General features: G+C 67.8%; 16 protein-coding genes and 1 pseudogene. 3 read left to right on the plus strand and 14 right to left on the minus strand.

Annotated elements, in window-relative coordinates; translation table 11 throughout:
• Window positions 1–7: 7 nt before the first annotated feature.
• On the minus strand, window positions 8–709 hold the full coding sequence (locus tag PSR88_RS18310; RefSeq protein WP_009476689.1) for a phosphonatase-like hydrolase: 702 nt from the start codon (window positions 707–709) through the stop codon (window positions 8–10).
• A gap of 41 nt (window positions 710–750) precedes the next feature.
• Window positions 751–1896, minus strand: coding sequence for a TIGR03364 family FAD-dependent oxidoreductase (locus PSR88_RS18315; protein ID WP_011596218.1), 1146 nt, complete (start codon window positions 1894–1896; stop codon window positions 751–753).
• A gap of 187 nt (window positions 1897–2083) precedes the next feature.
• On the opposite strand from PSR88_RS18315, the gene PSR88_RS18320 reads away from it, so the two are divergent.
• Entirely contained in the window at window positions 2084–2893 is an 810-nt protein-coding gene (locus PSR88_RS18320; protein WP_016884735.1) for a CPBP family intramembrane glutamic endopeptidase, read from the plus strand.
• 21 nt (window positions 2894–2914) lie between these two features.
• Here the strand turns inward: PSR88_RS18320 and PSR88_RS18325 are convergent, their stop codons facing one another.
• The 7 genes from PSR88_RS18325 to PSR88_RS18355 all read right to left on the minus strand — a co-directional run bounded on the left by PSR88_RS18325 (window position 2915) and on the right by PSR88_RS18355 (window position 10946).
• The gene (locus tag PSR88_RS18325; protein ID WP_029539745.1) at window positions 2915–4006 is read right to left on the minus strand and encodes a DUF6777 domain-containing protein; all 1092 of its coding nucleotides are present in this window, start codon (window positions 4004–4006) and stop codon (window positions 2915–2917) included.
• A 68-nt stretch (window positions 4007–4074) separates the two neighbouring features.
• Window positions 4075–4449 (minus strand): nuclear transport factor 2 family protein, encoded by a 375-nt coding sequence (locus tag PSR88_RS18330; protein WP_005249169.1) that lies wholly within the window; start codon window positions 4447–4449, stop codon window positions 4075–4077.
• A 157-nt stretch (window positions 4450–4606) separates the two neighbouring features.
• Window positions 4607–6016, minus strand: coding sequence for an MFS transporter (locus PSR88_RS18335; protein ID WP_011596221.1), 1410 nt, complete (start codon window positions 6014–6016; stop codon window positions 4607–4609).
• A 74-nt stretch (window positions 6017–6090) separates the two neighbouring features.
• The gene (locus PSR88_RS18340; RefSeq protein ID WP_011596222.1) at window positions 6091–6819 is read right to left on the minus strand and encodes an enoyl-CoA hydratase/isomerase family protein; all 729 of its coding nucleotides are present in this window, start codon (window positions 6817–6819) and stop codon (window positions 6091–6093) included.
• Window positions 6820–6823: 4 nt separating this feature from the next.
• Window positions 6824–8023 (minus strand): acyl-CoA dehydrogenase family protein, encoded by a 1200-nt coding sequence (locus PSR88_RS18345; protein WP_009476695.1) that lies wholly within the window; start codon window positions 8021–8023, stop codon window positions 6824–6826.
• A gap of 20 nt (window positions 8024–8043) precedes the next feature.
• Window positions 8044–10116 carry an acetate--CoA ligase family protein gene (locus PSR88_RS18350; RefSeq protein WP_009476696.1) on the minus strand — a complete coding sequence of 691 codons (2073 nt, stop codon included), beginning with the start codon at window positions 10114–10116 and terminating at the stop codon, window positions 8044–8046.
• Complete coding sequence (locus PSR88_RS18355) at window positions 10113–10946, minus strand: SDR family NAD(P)-dependent oxidoreductase (protein ID WP_011596223.1); 834 nt, start codon at window positions 10944–10946, stop codon at window positions 10113–10115. The genes PSR88_RS18350 and PSR88_RS18355 overlap by 4 nt, the downstream gene beginning before the upstream one ends.
• Before the next feature lie 276 nt (window positions 10947–11222).
• Here PSR88_RS18355 and PSR88_RS18360 point away from each other — a divergent pair, with 276 nt between their 5' ends.
• Together PSR88_RS18360 and PSR88_RS18365 are read left to right on the plus strand one after the other, a co-directional pair.
• Window positions 11223–11831 (plus strand): TetR/AcrR family transcriptional regulator, encoded by a 609-nt coding sequence (locus tag PSR88_RS18360; protein ID WP_009476698.1) that lies wholly within the window; start codon window positions 11223–11225, stop codon window positions 11829–11831.
• A gap of 36 nt (window positions 11832–11867) precedes the next feature.
• On the plus strand, window positions 11868–12803 hold the full coding sequence (locus PSR88_RS18365; RefSeq protein ID WP_016884734.1) for a DMT family transporter: 936 nt from the start codon (window positions 11868–11870) through the stop codon (window positions 12801–12803).
• A gap of 3 nt (window positions 12804–12806) precedes the next feature.
• Here PSR88_RS18365 and PSR88_RS18370 read toward each other — a convergent pair whose 3' ends face one another.
• The 5 genes and pseudogenes from PSR88_RS18370 to PSR88_RS18390 all read right to left on the minus strand — a co-directional run bounded on the left by PSR88_RS18370 (window position 12807) and on the right by PSR88_RS18390 (window position 15541).
• Window positions 12807–13262, minus strand: a complete 456-nt coding sequence (locus tag PSR88_RS18370) for a DUF5994 family protein (RefSeq protein ID WP_009476700.1) — start codon at window positions 13260–13262, stop codon at window positions 12807–12809.
• A complete protein-coding gene (locus PSR88_RS18375; RefSeq protein ID WP_011596225.1) occupies window positions 13259–13768 on the minus strand; it encodes a DUF5994 family protein in 510 nt (169 codons plus the stop codon). The genes PSR88_RS18370 and PSR88_RS18375 overlap by 4 nt, the downstream gene beginning before the upstream one ends.
• A gap of 124 nt (window positions 13769–13892) precedes the next feature.
• Window positions 13893–14248, minus strand: a pseudogene (locus PSR88_RS18380) (DUF5990 family protein).
• 43 nt (window positions 14249–14291) lie between these two features.
• Window positions 14292–14927, minus strand: a complete 636-nt coding sequence (locus tag PSR88_RS18385) for a hypothetical protein (RefSeq protein ID WP_016884733.1) — start codon at window positions 14925–14927, stop codon at window positions 14292–14294.
• The gene (locus tag PSR88_RS18390; protein WP_009476704.1) at window positions 14924–15541 is read right to left on the minus strand and encodes a hypothetical protein; all 618 of its coding nucleotides are present in this window, start codon (window positions 15539–15541) and stop codon (window positions 14924–14926) included. The genes PSR88_RS18385 and PSR88_RS18390 overlap by 4 nt, the downstream gene beginning before the upstream one ends.
• Window positions 15542–15549: the final 8 nt, after the last annotated feature.

Raw genomic sequence — 15549 nt, forward strand, 5'->3', positions numbered from 1 at the left:
CGGAAAATCAGGTGTTGCGCAGTTCGGCGAGCAGACCGGGCAGATCTGCGACGCTGTCGAGAACGTGGGTGGCCCCGGCCTCGGACAGCTGGGTGGCGTCGTGGGCGCCGGTGAGCACGCCCACGGAGGCGAGTGCTCCGGCGCGGAGGCCGGTGGTGACGTCCGACGTGGTGTCGCCGAGCACCACCATGGACTGCACGGACGGGGCGCCGGTGCGCATCAACGCGGTCAGCGCCAGGTCCGGGAAGGGGCGGCCGCGGACACCGTCTCCGGGGCACAACACGACGTCGGCGACGTCCTGCCAGCCGAGCGCGCGGATGATCGACATCTGCGTCTCGTGCGCGAACCCGGTGGTGAGCGCCGTCTTGATGCCCTGCTCCCGCAGGGAGCCGAAGAGTTCCTCGGCGCCGGGGATCGCGCTGCACCGACCGTCGTCGACGAGTTGCGAGTAGCAGCGTTCGAATTCCTTGTTCGCGGCCTGCGCCTGCTCCTCGTTACCGCCGCTGAGATGGCGGAAGACGACGATCTTGGACTGGCCCATGGTGTCGGAGACGTAGTCGAGCATCTGCCGGCGGTCCTCGTCGGTCTTCGACAGTCCGGCATGCTCGTCCGCGGCGAGGAAGGACTGCTGTACCAGCCCGCTGTCCTCCACGGTGGTGCCTGCCATGTCGAAGACGACGAGGCTGATGTCCCGGTGATGTGTTCCCATTGCCTGGTTCCTCTCGGTGTTCGGTGAATGTGATTGTGCTGCTATGCCATTACGGGCAGGATGTCGCTGCCGAAGACGTGGTCGATGCGGTCCTTCGCCAGACCCATGCTGGTGGTCATGCCGATTCCGGTGGTCACGGTGACGATGTGCACGCCATCGATCGGCTCCTCGATCAGGAACTCGGAATCGGGTGCCGAGCTGTACACGCCCTGCCAGCGTTCGGTGACGGTGACGTCCGAGACGCCGAAGAGGGCGGCGGCCTCACGGATCAGCACCTCGAACCCCTTCTCCGACTGGAACGGCTCCGCCGAGATCTCACGGATGTGGGTGTCGCCCAGCAGGATCGACCCGTCGGGCTGCGGTGTGTACATCTGGTGGAGGTCGAGATCGACGTAGTCCGGGTACTCGTCACGCAGCCTTGCCGCGACCGCCGCCGTCGCAGGAAGATTCTCGAAACCGCTGTACCGCACGAGCGACCAGCCCGTGAACAACGGCGCGGACAACGGCGCGGACAACGGAATCCTCGCGCGCATCATGTGGAGCCGGCACCGCAGGAGCCCGCCGCGCTCGGCCGGCTCCGGGAACAGGCGGTCGATGTCGTAGTTGACGGTGACGAACACCGTCGCCGCGTGCAGATCGCCCCGCGAGGTATGAACGACTCCGGTGTCGAATCCGGTTGCGGCGGTCCGCCAGAAGAAGTCGACGCCCGACGCTCCGAGCCACCGCGCAATGGCGGGGGCCGCTTCCCGCGGGTTCACCTGGAGGTCGTCGGCCATGTACATGCCCCCGACGACGCGGTCGCCGACGATGGGTAACGCGCCGAGGATCCGGTCTCGGGACAGCAGTTCCACTTCGGCCGGTTCGCGTACTTCGGCGAACTCGGTGATGACGGCCAGCTCGTCGTCATGTCGTGCCACGCAGTATGTTCCGGATTCGGCGGACCAGAACCCGGCCTTGCGTGCCAGGTCGAGCCAGTGCTCCCGGCCCGCTCGGGCGTAGTCGCGGGCGACGCCCGACTGGGCGGTGATGCAGGCGTGGCCGAAGTTCTGGACGGACGCGCCCGCAACTCGGTCGGCGTGGTCGATCACCGCCACGGACAGGCCTCGATTGCGCGCGTGATACGCGTGCGCGAGGCCGACGATTCCGGCACCGACGACCACCACGTCGTAGCGTCGTTGAGTTGTCATGCGACTCACTGTGGACCCACCCGGGACAACATGTCAATACAAGTGCAAGGAGTTTGCCACAGGTATAGATAAGTTTCCTTCCGTTAACTGTCCGTTGTGCGGCCCGGCGGGCGCGTCGGGTGGTCGGGGTCGTGGGTTGCTGGGAAAATTGCCGCCTGAGTCCATCCACCTGCAGAGGGGCCGATCAATGAGTAGTGGTTCCGGCCCGAGAGCCGTTCCCGTCCACGAACCGGCGTCGTCCCACGACCGCTTCGGTCCCCTGATCGAGCGCCGCGACGACGCCGACTTCCCCTTCTACAACGGGACGCCCACCACGCTGTCGGTGCGGCAGTGGGTCCTGGCATGGGCCTCGGTCGCAGTCGGCTTCGCGGCCCTGGTCCTCATCCCGTATCCCGACAACGTCGTTGCGCTGCTTCCGCGCATCCTGTTCGTCGTCATCCCGCTCGTCGTGCTGGCGATGGTGACGCGCGAGCACTGGACAGCGTTGTTCCGGAAGGTGCACGGCCGGGACGTCCTCACGATGATCGGCTTCGCCGTGCTCAACCTCGTTGTCACGTCCGTGCTGGCGTTGATCGTGCGGGCCCTGTTCGGGGTGGCGTCCAACGAGGCCATCGACGGTGCAGGCGAGGGCGGTGCGCTCGACACGGCCGCGTTCTACGTGGGAACCGGGATCCAGTTGGTCGGCGAAGAAGTCTTCACCATGGTCCCGTTTCTCGCGCTGATGTATTTCCTGTTCGCCAAGGCAAAACTGTCCCGCAAGACCGCGATCATCCTGGCCTGGCTGCTCAGTGCGGTGTGGTTCGGCGCCGCCCACCTGCAAACCTACGACTGGAACTTCGCGCAGGCCTTCATCGTGATCGGCGGGGCCCGACTGGTGCTCACCCTCGCCTACATCCGGACCAAGAACCTGTGGGTCTCGACGGGCGCGCACATCATCAACGACTGGACCCTCTTCACCCAGGCGATCGTGATCAACGCCGCGCTCGTCACCCTGTAGCCGAGTCTCCGCGGCCGACCCTCAGTTGGGAATGGGGATGACGATGGGTGGCAGACCCGGAATCTGCACCTGAATCTGCTGTGGCGGTACGGGCGCCGGCGCGGCGGGAGGCGGGTAGTTCACCTGCGGCTCGGGCGCGGGCGGCGGCGGCGGTGGAGGCGGAGCGGGTGCCGGCGGCGGGGGCGGAGGCGGAGGTTCCGGGGAGGGAGCCGGCGCGGGACGGGGAGCCGCCTGCTGCACCACCGCGGGCGGCGAATCCACCACCGGCGCCTGGGCTTCCACGGGCGCCACCGGATTCGGGCGCTCCACCGGCTGCTGCGGGCCGGAACCGATCGGCACCGGCGACAGTCCACCGGTCATCAGATCCACCACGGTCACTTCGGTCATCGCCAGGTTGGAGGGCTGCACGACGTACAACCTGTCCTGTTGGAAACCCGGCCACGGATCGCCCTGCACGTCCGCGTTCTCGTTCACCACCGGGGACAGCAGTGGGCTTCCGCGCACACATCGGACGCGGGGAACGCCGTGGTCGTCGATCAACACGATGGTCCCCGCCTCGAGAACGGACTGGAATGCGCTCGCATGCCCGTCGTCGAAGCCGTGATTGGTGACGCGGGTGTCCGCACGGAGCAGCACCGGTGTCAGGGTGCGGACGTAATTCCGCACGTCGTCGACCTGGAACACGCTCGACCAGGCTTGTAGCCTCGCCGGATCCTGCTCGAGGTCGTCGACGAGACGCTGCCGGTCGCAGAGCACCCGGTCGGGGCTTCCGCCGTAGAGACCGGCACGGTCGCCGATCACCCGGATCCCGGCCGCGCGGGATTCGCTCGGCAGGTCGGTGCCGGGCGGACCGAACGGGACCGTCGTCGGCGTCTGCGGTGGAAGCAGCACTTCCGTCCACGGAAGCTGCCCGCTGTCGGTGGCGCGGTCCAGGTCGATCGGATCGGGGTGGCCCCCGGAACCCGAGGAGCACGCCACGAGCACCGTGGCGGTCAGGGCCCCGGCGACCGCCAGCCAGCTACGCGGTGCGCGCCCGGGGCGCGTACCGGCTCGAACGACTGCTCTGCGTCGGGCACGCCGTGCGGCCTGCCCGGCGACGTCGGTGGCCACCACGCCATGGTAAGCACAGTCGCTGATCAGCCGGGCCGAATTGCGGTGTGGTTGCCGGGCCCGGCCGTCGGTCAGCTCGTGATCATGTCTTCCTGCGACCAGAAGGCGCGCATGGAGGTGATCTTGCCGTCGTCGTCGAACGTCATGACGTCGATCGGCGCGATCTCGAGCTTCTGCTCACCCAGGTCGGTGACGAGGGAGAAGTGAAACGCGGCCGAGTTTCCGGCGATCTTCAGCGTCAGGAGCTCGCCGGTCTGCTTCAGCGGTTCGATCACCCCGTAGAACTCCCGCAGCGATTCCACCGTGGTCCGCGGCTCGGTACCCACCGGATCCTCGACGGTGGCGCCCTCGGCGTACAGCGCGACGACGTCGTCGGTGGTCCCGGTGGCCACCGCCTCGATGTACCTCTCGACGGTCTTGCGGATGTCTTCTGCGGACGGTGCCATGATGCGAACTCCTCAGTCGAATAGAACGTGTTCTAGTGGTGAGAGTAACGCAGCACCGGCCCGGTCGGGAGCCCCTTCTCCCAGGCAGCGGGACATGTTCGCACCGGGCCCGCCCCTGCCGACATCGGAAGCCGGCAGGGGCGGGAGGTAACGATCCTCAGGTTCGCGGCGCGGACGCCTCCTCCAACTTCTCCACCCGGGGAGCGCTCGTCCCCATTACCGGGGCAGCGGTTACGGAGGACACCTCTTCAAGCGACTTCCCCTTCGTCTCCGGCGACATGAAGAAGCAGATCACGAACGCGACCGCCGTCAGCACCGCACCGAAGAGCATCGTGGTGCCGGTTCCCAGCGCCGAGATGCTCAGCGGCAGCAGGTACGTGCCCGTCGCGGCGCCGAACCGGCTCACCGCGGTGGCGATTCCCACCGCGGTCGCCCGGAACTCGGTGGGGAAGAGTTCGTTGGGGTAGATCCACACCAGGATGCTCGGACCGCCGGAGATGAACGCGTACGCGCAGAAGGCGGCGACGATGAACCAGAGGGGACCGTCCGCCCACAACCACAGCCCTGCCAGCGGAATCACCATCAGGGCCAACGGGACCACGGCGATCGGACGCCGGCCCCACTTCTCGACCAGGAACAGTGCGGGGATGGATCCGGCGACGATGAGCCCGATGATGACGGTTTCGACGATGAGCCCCGCGGAACCGTCACCGGAGATCGAGAAGCCTGACAGGATCGTGGGCAGGAATGTCAGCAACGCGTAGAGCGGGGTGACGACCGCCAGATACAAAGCGCTGCACATGATCAGCCGGGCCAGGTACTGGCCGCGGAAGTAGATCCGGATGTCGGCCTTCGGCTTGTCCGCCGTGTCCTCGACGGTGACCTTGCTCAGGTCGAGTTTCTCCCCGTAGATCTTCTCGACCACGGCCTCGGCGTCGGCCACCCGGCCGTTCTTCAGGAGCCAGCGCGGCGACTCCGGGATTCCGCGGCGCACCAGGATCACGATCAGACCCAGCACCGCACTGGACGCGAGGAGCAGGCGCCAATGGTCGTTGCCACCGGAGATGCCGACGACGAGCGCACCGACCACGTACGCGGCAACCGCGCCCGCCGACCACGCGACGGCCGACATCCCGACCATGGCGCCGCGCTTCTTGGTGGGAGTGAACTCGGTGAGCAGCGAGGTGGCGATAGGGTAGTCGGCACCGATGGCCGCACCGATGACGAAGCGCAGAACGATAAGCTGCCACGGCAATTGGACGAACACCGACAATGCGCACGCGACGACCAGTACCACCAGGTCGAGGGCGTACATCTTCTCCCGGCCGATCCGGTCGGTGAGGAAGCCGAACACTGTGGCGCCGAAGAAGATACCGATCAGCGAGGCGGCACCGATCAACCCTGCCTCGGCTGTCGTCGGGTGAAGTTGCTCGGTCACCCCGAGCAGGGCCACGCCGATGATGCTCATGACGTACCCGTCCAGGAATGGTCCGCCACAGCACGCGATCAGGAGCTTGGTGTGAAACCCGCGTTTGGCGGGTCTGTCCATCACGTCGAAGGAACTCATGTCGTCTCCACTACGTAGATTGGTGCCGTCACCCTGGGGGTGGCGGTCGAGTCGGCCGCACTCGGCCGGTACCGCTAAGAGGTTGTCTTGTTCAGCGCCGAGTAGGCGAGCTGCTCGAGCAGCAGCGAGGCATGGTGCGGGGAGTCGGCGCTGACGTCCAGCACCTGCTTGGTGATGCTCAGCGCCAGCGGCGAATACGCCGCGAGTTCGTGCGCGATGCTCAGCGCCTGCTTCACGTGCTCCGCGGGAGGGGCGATCTCACTGACGACGCCCCAGCGTTCGGCCTCGGTGTGATCGAAGCGCCGTCCGCGCAGGACGAGGTCGCGGGCACGGCCCGCCCCGACGACGCGGGTGATGCGGGTGACCCCACCGGAACTGGGGAGGATTCCGATTCCGATCTCCGGGAATCCGAAGACCGCGGCCGGATCGGCGACGCGGATGTCGGTGGCGAGAGCCAGTTCGAGCCCGCCGCCGAGGCAGTAGCCGGTGATCGCGGACACGGTGGGTTGCGGGAGAGCCGCGAGCGCCTCGTACACCGACCCGGAGGTCCGGTAGTACTCGGCGATCGCCTCCGGCGTCATCTCCCGCAGTTCGGTGACGTCCGCGCCGGCCGAGAACACCGAGTCGCCCCCGGTGAGAACCACCGCACGGCTGGATTTCACCTCGGGTGACCCCAGTGCGCCGAGCAGTTCGGCTTCCATGTGCGTGGACAGCGCGTTCCGCTTCCGTTCGCGCCTCAGGGTGACGACGGCGACGTCGCCGTCGCGGCGCACATCGACGGTCCCGGGGTTCTCGGTCGACATCGTGCTACTTCTCCCCGGCCTCGTAGCGGAACGACAGCAGGTTGTCGAGACCCCGCTTGTTGGCCTCGTTCGCGATGACCAGGCGCTGGATCTCCGACGTGCCCTCCCAGATGCGGTCGACGCGCAGTTCGCGCCACAGCCGCTCGACGGGGTAGTCGCGGATGTAGCCGCGCCCACCGAAGATCTGGACGGCCCGGTCGGCCACCCGGTTCGACGCCTCCGAGGCGGCCAATTTCACGGTCGCGGCCTTGGCGTGCAGCGTCTTTCGCAGATCGGCGTCGTGGGGGTCGGCCTGGTCGAATTCCCACGCCACCTGGTGGGTGAGTGCCCGGTTGGTGGTGATGTCCACGACGGAGTCGGCGATCATGCCCTGGATCAGCTGACGATTGATCAGCGGCTCGCCGCCCTGCACCCGCTCCCGCGCCCAGTCGACGGCCAGGGTCAGCGCCCGCTCGGCGGCACCGATCGTGCGTGCGCCGATCATCAGCCGCTCCTCCGTGAACCAGTCGCGGGTGAGGTCGTGACCCTGCCCGATGCCACCGAGCACGGCGTCCTCTCCGACGCGCACATTCTCGAACGTGAACTCGGGGTGCTCGTAGACGAAGGTGTGCGTGTAGCGGGGGATGTGCTTGATCTTCACACCCGGGGTGTCGACGTCGATCAGGAAAATCGTTGCGGCGTGCTCGGGTTCGACGTTGGCCAGCACGATGAGGTAATCGGCGACGTCACCGACCGTGACGAACCACTTCTCGCCGTTGATGATGTACCCGCCGTTGCCGTCGGGGGTCGCGGTGGTACTCGCCGCGGAGAAGTCCGAGCCCGCGTTGGCCTCGGAGATCGCGACGGCGTCGCGGCGGTCACCGCGGGCACCGGGAATCAGGTAGCGCTCCCGCTGTTCGGGGGTCGCATGGGTCAGCGGGTTCGCGGGCCGCCACACCGTGTCCCACAGCGCGTTGGTGAGCTTACCGAGTTCGTCCTGCACGACGGCCTGCTCGAGCACCGTCAGTCCGGCACCGCCGTATTCGACGGGGGTGTTGATCGCCTGCAGTCCCGATGCGAGGACGGCCGCCTTGATGGTGGCGTGGGATTCGTCGGAAATTCCGTTGTTTCTTTCGCACTCGTCCTCGAACTGCATGATCGTGTCGGTCAGGGCGCGTGCGCGCTCCTTGAGGTCGGCGAGGCGGGGGCTGTATGCGAATTCCATGGTGAAAGAACTTCCTTGTGTCAGTTGGTGTTCGATGAGCTGAGGACGATGCGTGCGTCGAGTCCGAGGGCGTGCTTCGGAGTGACGAACAGTGGGTTGATCTCGAGTTCCGCGATCTCGGGGTGTGCGGTGGCCACGGTCGTGACGGCGGCGATGGCATCCGCGGCCGCGTCGACGTTGATCGGGGGCCTGCCGCGAACCCCTCGGAGCAGAGCGGACGCCCGCAGGTTGTCGAGCAGGCCGCGGGCGGTCTCCGCATCGACCGGCGCCAGCGCGAAGGCGACGTCCGCGAGGACCTCGGTGAAGATACCGCCGAGACCCACCATCGCCACGGGACCGAACCGCGGGTCGGTCTGGACTCCCACGATGAGTTCGACTCCCTCACTGAGGTCCGCCATCCCCTCCACGCAGTAGGCGGGCGCACCGAGCGAGTCGTCCATCCGCGTGAACGCGTCGGTGAGTTGCTGCGCGGTTCCCAATCCGAGCGCCACCCCGCCGGAGTCGGACTTGTGCAGCAACCCCATCGCCTTCAGGACCACGGGGTACCCCACGGTGTCGGCCGCTGCCACCGCCTCGGCGCAGGTCCGCACCAGTTGCGCGTCCGGGAACTCGACGCCCGCAGTGCGGAAGAGTTCGCGGGCGTCCCAGTACGCGTCGCTGGTGACCGGCTCGGCCGGCTCGCTCGACAGGCTCGCATGATGCTGCGGCGCAGCGGTTTCGGCGATGATCCCGAGCGCACCCGCGGCATCCTCCACCGCCCGGAAGACCGGAACTCCGCTGTCGGCGAGGACCCGGGCCGCGGCGCTGTCGGGATGCATCGTGTGCACGACGACCGGCTTGCCGTGGGTGCGCGCCGTCTCGGCCATCGCACGGGCGGTGTCGACCTCCGCTCGCGCGAGGTTCTCGCCGTAACTTCCGTAGCCGCCGAAGTATCCGGTGAGCAGGACGGAATCGACGGCCGGACTCTGCAGGATGGTGTCGAGGACCGAGACGAACGAGGTGATGTCCTGTTCCCCGGCTCCGGCGAGGTCGACCGGGTTCGTCACCCCGGCGGACGGCGGCAACAGAGTGCGCAGTGCGCTGCTGATGTCGGCGGTGAACTCCGGCACCGCGAGTCCGGCTGCCTCGACGACGTCGGACGCGACACCCGCGTGCCCGCCGCCGTCCGCGATGACGCCGACCCTGCGTACCTCCGCAGGTCCGTACCCGAGGAGTGTGGCCGCCACGTCCGCGAGCTGCCGTGGACTCGACACCCGGTACACCCCGGCAGCCCGGCAGGCCGCGTCGATGACCGCGCTGTCGGACGTCAGCGATCCCGTGTGCGACTGCGCCCCGCGGATGGAGGCCGCGCTGCCACCCACCGTCAGCAGCAGAACCGGCTTCCCGGCTCGGGATGCCTGCGCGGCGGCATCGACGAACGCCCGCCCGTCACCGAAGTCCTCGCAGTACACGGCGATGAGATCGGTGTCGTCGTGCTCCACGCAGGAGCGGATGAGGTCGGCGGCGCCGAGGTCTGCCTGGTTCCCGAGCGAGGCGAACCGGGAGAACCCGTGCCCGCGGGCCTCGAGGAACTGGCTGAGTTCGAGTGCCATGTTGCCGCTCTGGGAGAGCAGCGCGACCCGTCCGGCGGGAAGCGCGTTCGAGGCCAGCGTCAGCGCGGTGCTCGAATCCAGCACACCCAGGCAGTTCGGCCCGAGAAGGACGGCTCCGGCCGCCCGCACCCGCTCCACGACCCGATCCTGCACAGCCTTTCCGGCAGCACCGAGTTCGGCGAAACCGGCGGTGACGCCGACGATGGCGGTGGCGCCCGCCGCGAGGGCGTCGTCCACGGCCTCCTCGAAACCCTGTGCCGGAACGGTGATGACAACGAGATCGACTCGTTCGTCGAGTTCCGACAGGCTGCGGAGCGAAGGGTGTCCCAGGATGCGCTCACCGCGCCGGTTGACGAGGTGGACCGACCGGTTGCCCTTCATGCGGAGCGCCTGAACGCTGATCCAGTTGCCGTACTTCGTCTCGTCGTTGCTGGCACCGAGGACGGCGACCGACCGGGGGTCGAACAGTGCCGTGAGGTCACGGTCGGTGATCGTGCTCATCGCGTCTCCTCGACCTTCGGAGCGGGGTGACCCGTACCCCAGGCGTCGGCGCCGCCGTCGATCACCAGCGTGGTGCCGGTGACGTAACTGCCTGCGGGCGACGCGAGGAATGTGACCACTCCGGAGACGTCCTCGGCCGTACCCAGGCGTCCGAGCGGAACCGCGGACGTCCACTGCGCGCGGGCCTCTTCGGTGTAGTTGCCCTCCATGCCCTCCGTCGCGATGGTGCCCGGGGCGATGCAGATCGACCGGATTCCGTACCTGCTCCACTCCAGCGACAGTCCGGACGCGAGGTTCTCGAGCGCGGCGCGGGCCGAGGTGGCATGGACCATCGATGCGATTCCGCGACGCGGGGAGAACGCCATGAAGAAGATGCATCCCGACCGCTGCGGAATCATCGCGCGAACGGCGACCTCCCGGGTGACCGCCCAGGTGGCGTCGACGGCGAGGCGGTGAACGGCGCGCCATCCCTTGCTGGTGATGTCCTCGGCCGGCGCCGCGAACTGGCCGCCGGCGTTGTTGACGAGGATGTCGATCCGGCCGAATGTGTCGAGAGCGCGGTCGACCAGGTCGGTCACCTGCTCTTCCTCGCGAATGTCGGCGGGCACTGCGAGCACCCGGGCGCCCAGCGCCTCGATCTCGGCGGCGGTTTTTTCGAGGGGCTCGGACCGGCGGCCGCTGATGACGACGTCGGCTCCACACCTCGCCATGTCCAGCGCGATCGCGCGTCCGATCCCGGTGCCTCCACCGGTGATCAGTGCCACCCGCCCGCGATGGACGTCGGGGCGCAGCACCTGCCCGGCGCCTCCACCTGGGTTCTCACATTCCATCGAGCGTTCGCCTCTCGTCGCTTGTCGTTCCGACCCGGGGGTCTGACTGATGCATCAGTTATACCGTGATGCAGCCCACAGATGTCAAGGGTTTTCCGGAAACTGACTCGCCGGCCGAATGGTTCTTCTGCTCATTGAGATGGTTTGAGCTGCTGTTATGCAGGGGAGTCCCCGGAGTCGACCACTTTCACGCAGGGGATGCGCTGTCTGACTGATGCGTCAGTTTGAGGCGTATGATTTGATGGATCAGTCAGATGACTAATCGAAGGAGGGACAGTGACCGCTCAAGTCACCGAGGACGCGCGTCGAACGGCGATACTCGATGCCGCGGCTCAGCTGATTGCCGAGCGCGGATACCACTCGGTCCGCATCTCCGACATCGCACAGGTCGTCGGCACCAGCACCGGGGCGGTGCACTACTACTTCCCCGGCAAGAGCGACGTCCTGACGGCTGCCCTCCGCCACGCCATCGACAACGCGTTCGACCGGCAGAGCCGCGAACTCAAGGCGATCGACAACGCCCACGAGCGGCTGCTCCGCCTGATCGACATGCAGTTGCCCCGCGTCGGGCCACTGCGCGACGAGTGGTCCATCTGGCTGCAGTTCTGGGCCGAGGCCACGCTGCGACCCGAACTCCGCCCGTTCCACAACACCTACTACGCGCGCTGGCACGAAACCGTCGTCAAGATCGTCCGTCGCGGACAACGCCAGGAGATCTTCCGCACCGACGTCGACCCGGAGACCATCGCGCAGCGGCTGACCGCGCTCACCGACGGGACCGCCATCCAGGTGCTCACCGGCGCACCGAACATGACCGTCGCCGCCATGAAAGAGGTTCTCGTGCAGTTCGTTCACGACGAACTCGTCGCGCCGCGGACATGGTGACCCGACCACCGCGGACCGCTCGGCGCGTTCGAGTCCATGGGCGATAGCACCACCCGCGGCCGCAGTGCCCTCGCCTGGGGATGTGGTGCGGCCTCCGCGGTCGCCTACGGACTCACGCCGACGTTCGCCGCGATCGGCTACGCCGGTGGAGTGTCGCCGGCCGTCCTCGTCTGCCTCCGCAGCCTCGTCGGTGCCGCACTCCTGCTACTCCTGGCCTGGTCGACCGGACGACTGACGGGCGTGACCTGGAAATCCGCTGTCGGGCTGTGCTTCATCTGCGGCCCGCTGTTCGGCATCCAGCTGCTGTGTTTCTTTGCGGCAGTGCGCGTGACCGGCGCCCAGATCGCGGTCGTGATCGTCCACATCTACCCGCTGTTCGTGATGGCGCTGGTCTGGGTGCTCACCCGGAACAGGATCCACCGCGGTCAGCTGGTGCTGGCCCTCGCGATGTCCGGCGGCATCGCGCTCGTCGCAGGCGCGGGCAGCTCCGCCGTCGCCGTGAACGGGGCGGTACTCGCCCTCCTCAGCGCTGCCGGGTACGCCCTGTATCTGGTGGTCGGGGAACGATGGGTACACCAGGTCAGCCCCGTCGCCGCCGGGGGACTGGCGTCACTCGGCGCCGGAATCGCCACCGGCATTATCGCCGTCGTCGACGGACAGTCCTGGACGTTCGCACCCAGCGGGTGGGGGTCCATCCTGTTCCAGGGGCTCCTGCTGATGCCGATCGGGATCGGCTGCTCCTTCATCGCGGTACGCGCGCTCGGTTCGGCCTCGGTCAGCCTCCTCGGACTGCTCGAACCGGTGGTCGGGGTGCTGGCCGCCCAGATTCTGCTGGGCGAGCAACTGTCGCCGGTGCAGTGGGCGGGGATGGCCGTCGTCCTGATCGCGTCCGCAGCACTGCCGTGGATGCGGGAGAAGCGTCCCCGTCACGTCGATCGGCCGCCGGCCCTCCACGACGCCGAGAGCCGATAGCGACTACTGGTCCGGAGCGAGACCCACAGCCCGCTGCATCGCCTCGAAAGCGTTGTCGGCGTCGGTATTGGGCCCGACGATCAAGATGTCGAGGCGACGTCCGTCGGTACCGAAGACGTACATGATGTCGGGCGGCTGATCCGGATCCGGGCCGGACACCTCGATGCCGTCCCGCCGGTCGATGCCGCGTTGCGAGATGCTCAGCGAGTTCCAGTCGAACGCGACGCGTTCGGTCGTTCCCACTCGATCCGTCAACGCGCTGATCAGGTCGTGCAGTTCGGTGGTCAGATTGGTGGTTCGGGGCCACCACGCCCCGTCGACGCCCTCCGACACCTCGCCGCGAGCGCGCAGAAGCAGTCTCGGGGTCCGGGTGGGTGCGTCGAAAGGCTGCCCACCGTCGGCCGGCCGAGAAAGTCCCAGCCCACGACCGGAGTGCGTGATGTTGTCGTCGTGCGTCATCGTTCACGTCCCTTCGCGCTCGTGGTGCGGTCGAAGCCGTCCCTGATGCCCGACATCAGCAGTTCGTCGGCGGTCAGGGCACTGTTGGGGTTGGCCGCCGTGTGCATCGTCGAGTCGGCATAGCGGGCATCGGCCTCGGGGGGCACCACCAGGAGCGTCAACCTCGTCCGCTTCAGACCGCTCACGTACAGGGTGTTGAGCGGCTGGTACTCGTAGCCGTCGAGATGCACCGACCGCCCCGCGACCGTGACCCGGCGCGGCGCAGGAAGCCAGGCCTTGATGTCGTACACGACCCGATCGACCACACCCACCCGAACCGCCACCAGCGCAACCAGATCCGCAATCTCCACGGTCAGGTCACGGGACCGGGGCCACCAGGCGCCGTCCACCGTGCCGGCACCGGGCGCTTCCGGCTTCAACCGAAGCCGCGGCGACTGCGCCGGGCCGCCACGAGTATGGGCGCCGTGAAGACGACCGGGAAAATTGCGATCCTGTTGTAGCGTCATGACGACGCTCCCGCCTCGGCCGCAATGCGACCGATATCTCTGTCGGCGGCGACGCGATCTCGGGCGTTCGCGTACGAAGTGCCGCCGATACCCTCACCCTACGCGCAGGGGGTACGGCGATCGGCTACGCCGACCACTCGACCAACGGCGGACGCACCGCAGCGCACAGCGGATTTCCCCGGGCGTCGGTGAGCCCGAGTCGCGCCGTGATGCGACCGGCAGCCGACGCCGCGTCCGCAATCGCCGGATCCACCGCGTCCACATCAACTTCGCCCGGCGGAACATGTCGAATCGGCCGTCGGCATCGAGCGTCCCCCACGACAGGTAGACGAACCGCCCCGGCCGGCCCTGCACGTACGGTCCGGTGAGGTCGAGACCCGTCAGCGTCGGGGTCGCCGTGCAGTCGAGAACCCAGCGCGCCGTGGTCGCGTCTCCCGGCTGCAGACCGAGAAGGTCGGTTGCCTCGATGACGAGTTGCACCCATGTGTCAAACCACCCGTGAGTACTTGTTAACCGCCGGTGGTTAACAAGTACTCACGGGCGCGCACGCCCAGCGCAGAACCGAATACAGCAGTTGCGTTGCGCCGGGCATGAACCCGGATCCGTGGTGGTACACGGGGTCCATCGTGGTGACGAGCAGCCGCCCCGCGGTAGTGGTCTCGTCGACGAACAGGATCGAACCGTCGCGCTCACCGTGCTCGGTGTGGAGGTCGACCAGGCTCACCGCGCCGCTCGGCGGCTCCAGGACGCCGTGGTAGTGCCAGATCACGGAGCGTTCGGAGAAGTAGTCCCACGCCGGGTGGTCGGGGGAACGCAGACGCAGTCGGTGATCCTCGCCGGTGCGCCACCACCAGAACACGGTCGGGCGGCTGTCCTCGCGGACACCGGGAAGCCAGTCCCCGCAGTGGTTCTCGCCGAAGACGACCACCGTGGCACCGCGACCGAGACAGTCGATGATCGCCGCGGTCCACCGTGTCAGCAGGTCCGGGCGCAGGCGGTCGACGACCACCAGGACGTCCACGTCGCAGAGGTCGCCGAGGTCGCCGGTGCGCACGTGCACCGGGCGGATCCGGTACGGCTCCAGGGCGGGGTCGGCGAGAGTGGCCAGCTGGGCGTGGCTGCCACCGTGCAGGAAGGCGACGGTCGCGGCGCGGGTCATCTCACCTCCAGCCATCGGACGATCTGCGGCCGCAGGTCGGCGGTGCCGCGATCGGCACTCGAGAACTGGAGCAGGTCGTTGCCGCCGTGTACCAGCACCCGGCCGGCGCCGAGCGGGTACTCGTAGTCGATCGGGGCGCGGGTGCGACCGATCGTGTGCACCACCCGCGCGCCGTCTGGCAGGTCCAGATAGCAGCCGCGGCCGTAGAACCCCGCGACGCCGATGCGTTCGAGTTCGGCGAACGCCACCGGTCCGCGGCGCCCCGTGTTGTAGAGAAACGCCTTCGGATCGGTCCCGGCCCACACCGGGTGCTCCGTCACACGCGTCAGCGCCAGGTCCGCAGGGCCGCGGTACTCGAGCTTGCGCCACCGGGTCAGTCCGTCCAGGAAGACGCGCTGCACGTGCCCGTTGACGACGACCCGGCCGCCGCGGACCACGAAAGAGTTCAGGAAGTCCCGCTGCTCGACGAGGAATTCCTGATCGACGTCCCACCTGAGGTAGATACCGGTGACGTCCGCGGTGCACGCGGTCGGCAGGTCGTAGACGTCGACTTCACTGAACCCGTCGACCACCGTCTCGTCGCGGGGAGCCATCACGGCTTTGAGAACGGTCATACGACGAT

It is taken from the genome of Rhodococcus sp. DK176 (assembly GCF_038447315.2).
GTDB lineage: Bacteria > Actinomycetota > Actinomycetes > Mycobacteriales > Mycobacteriaceae > Rhodococcus_F > Rhodococcus_F jostii_A.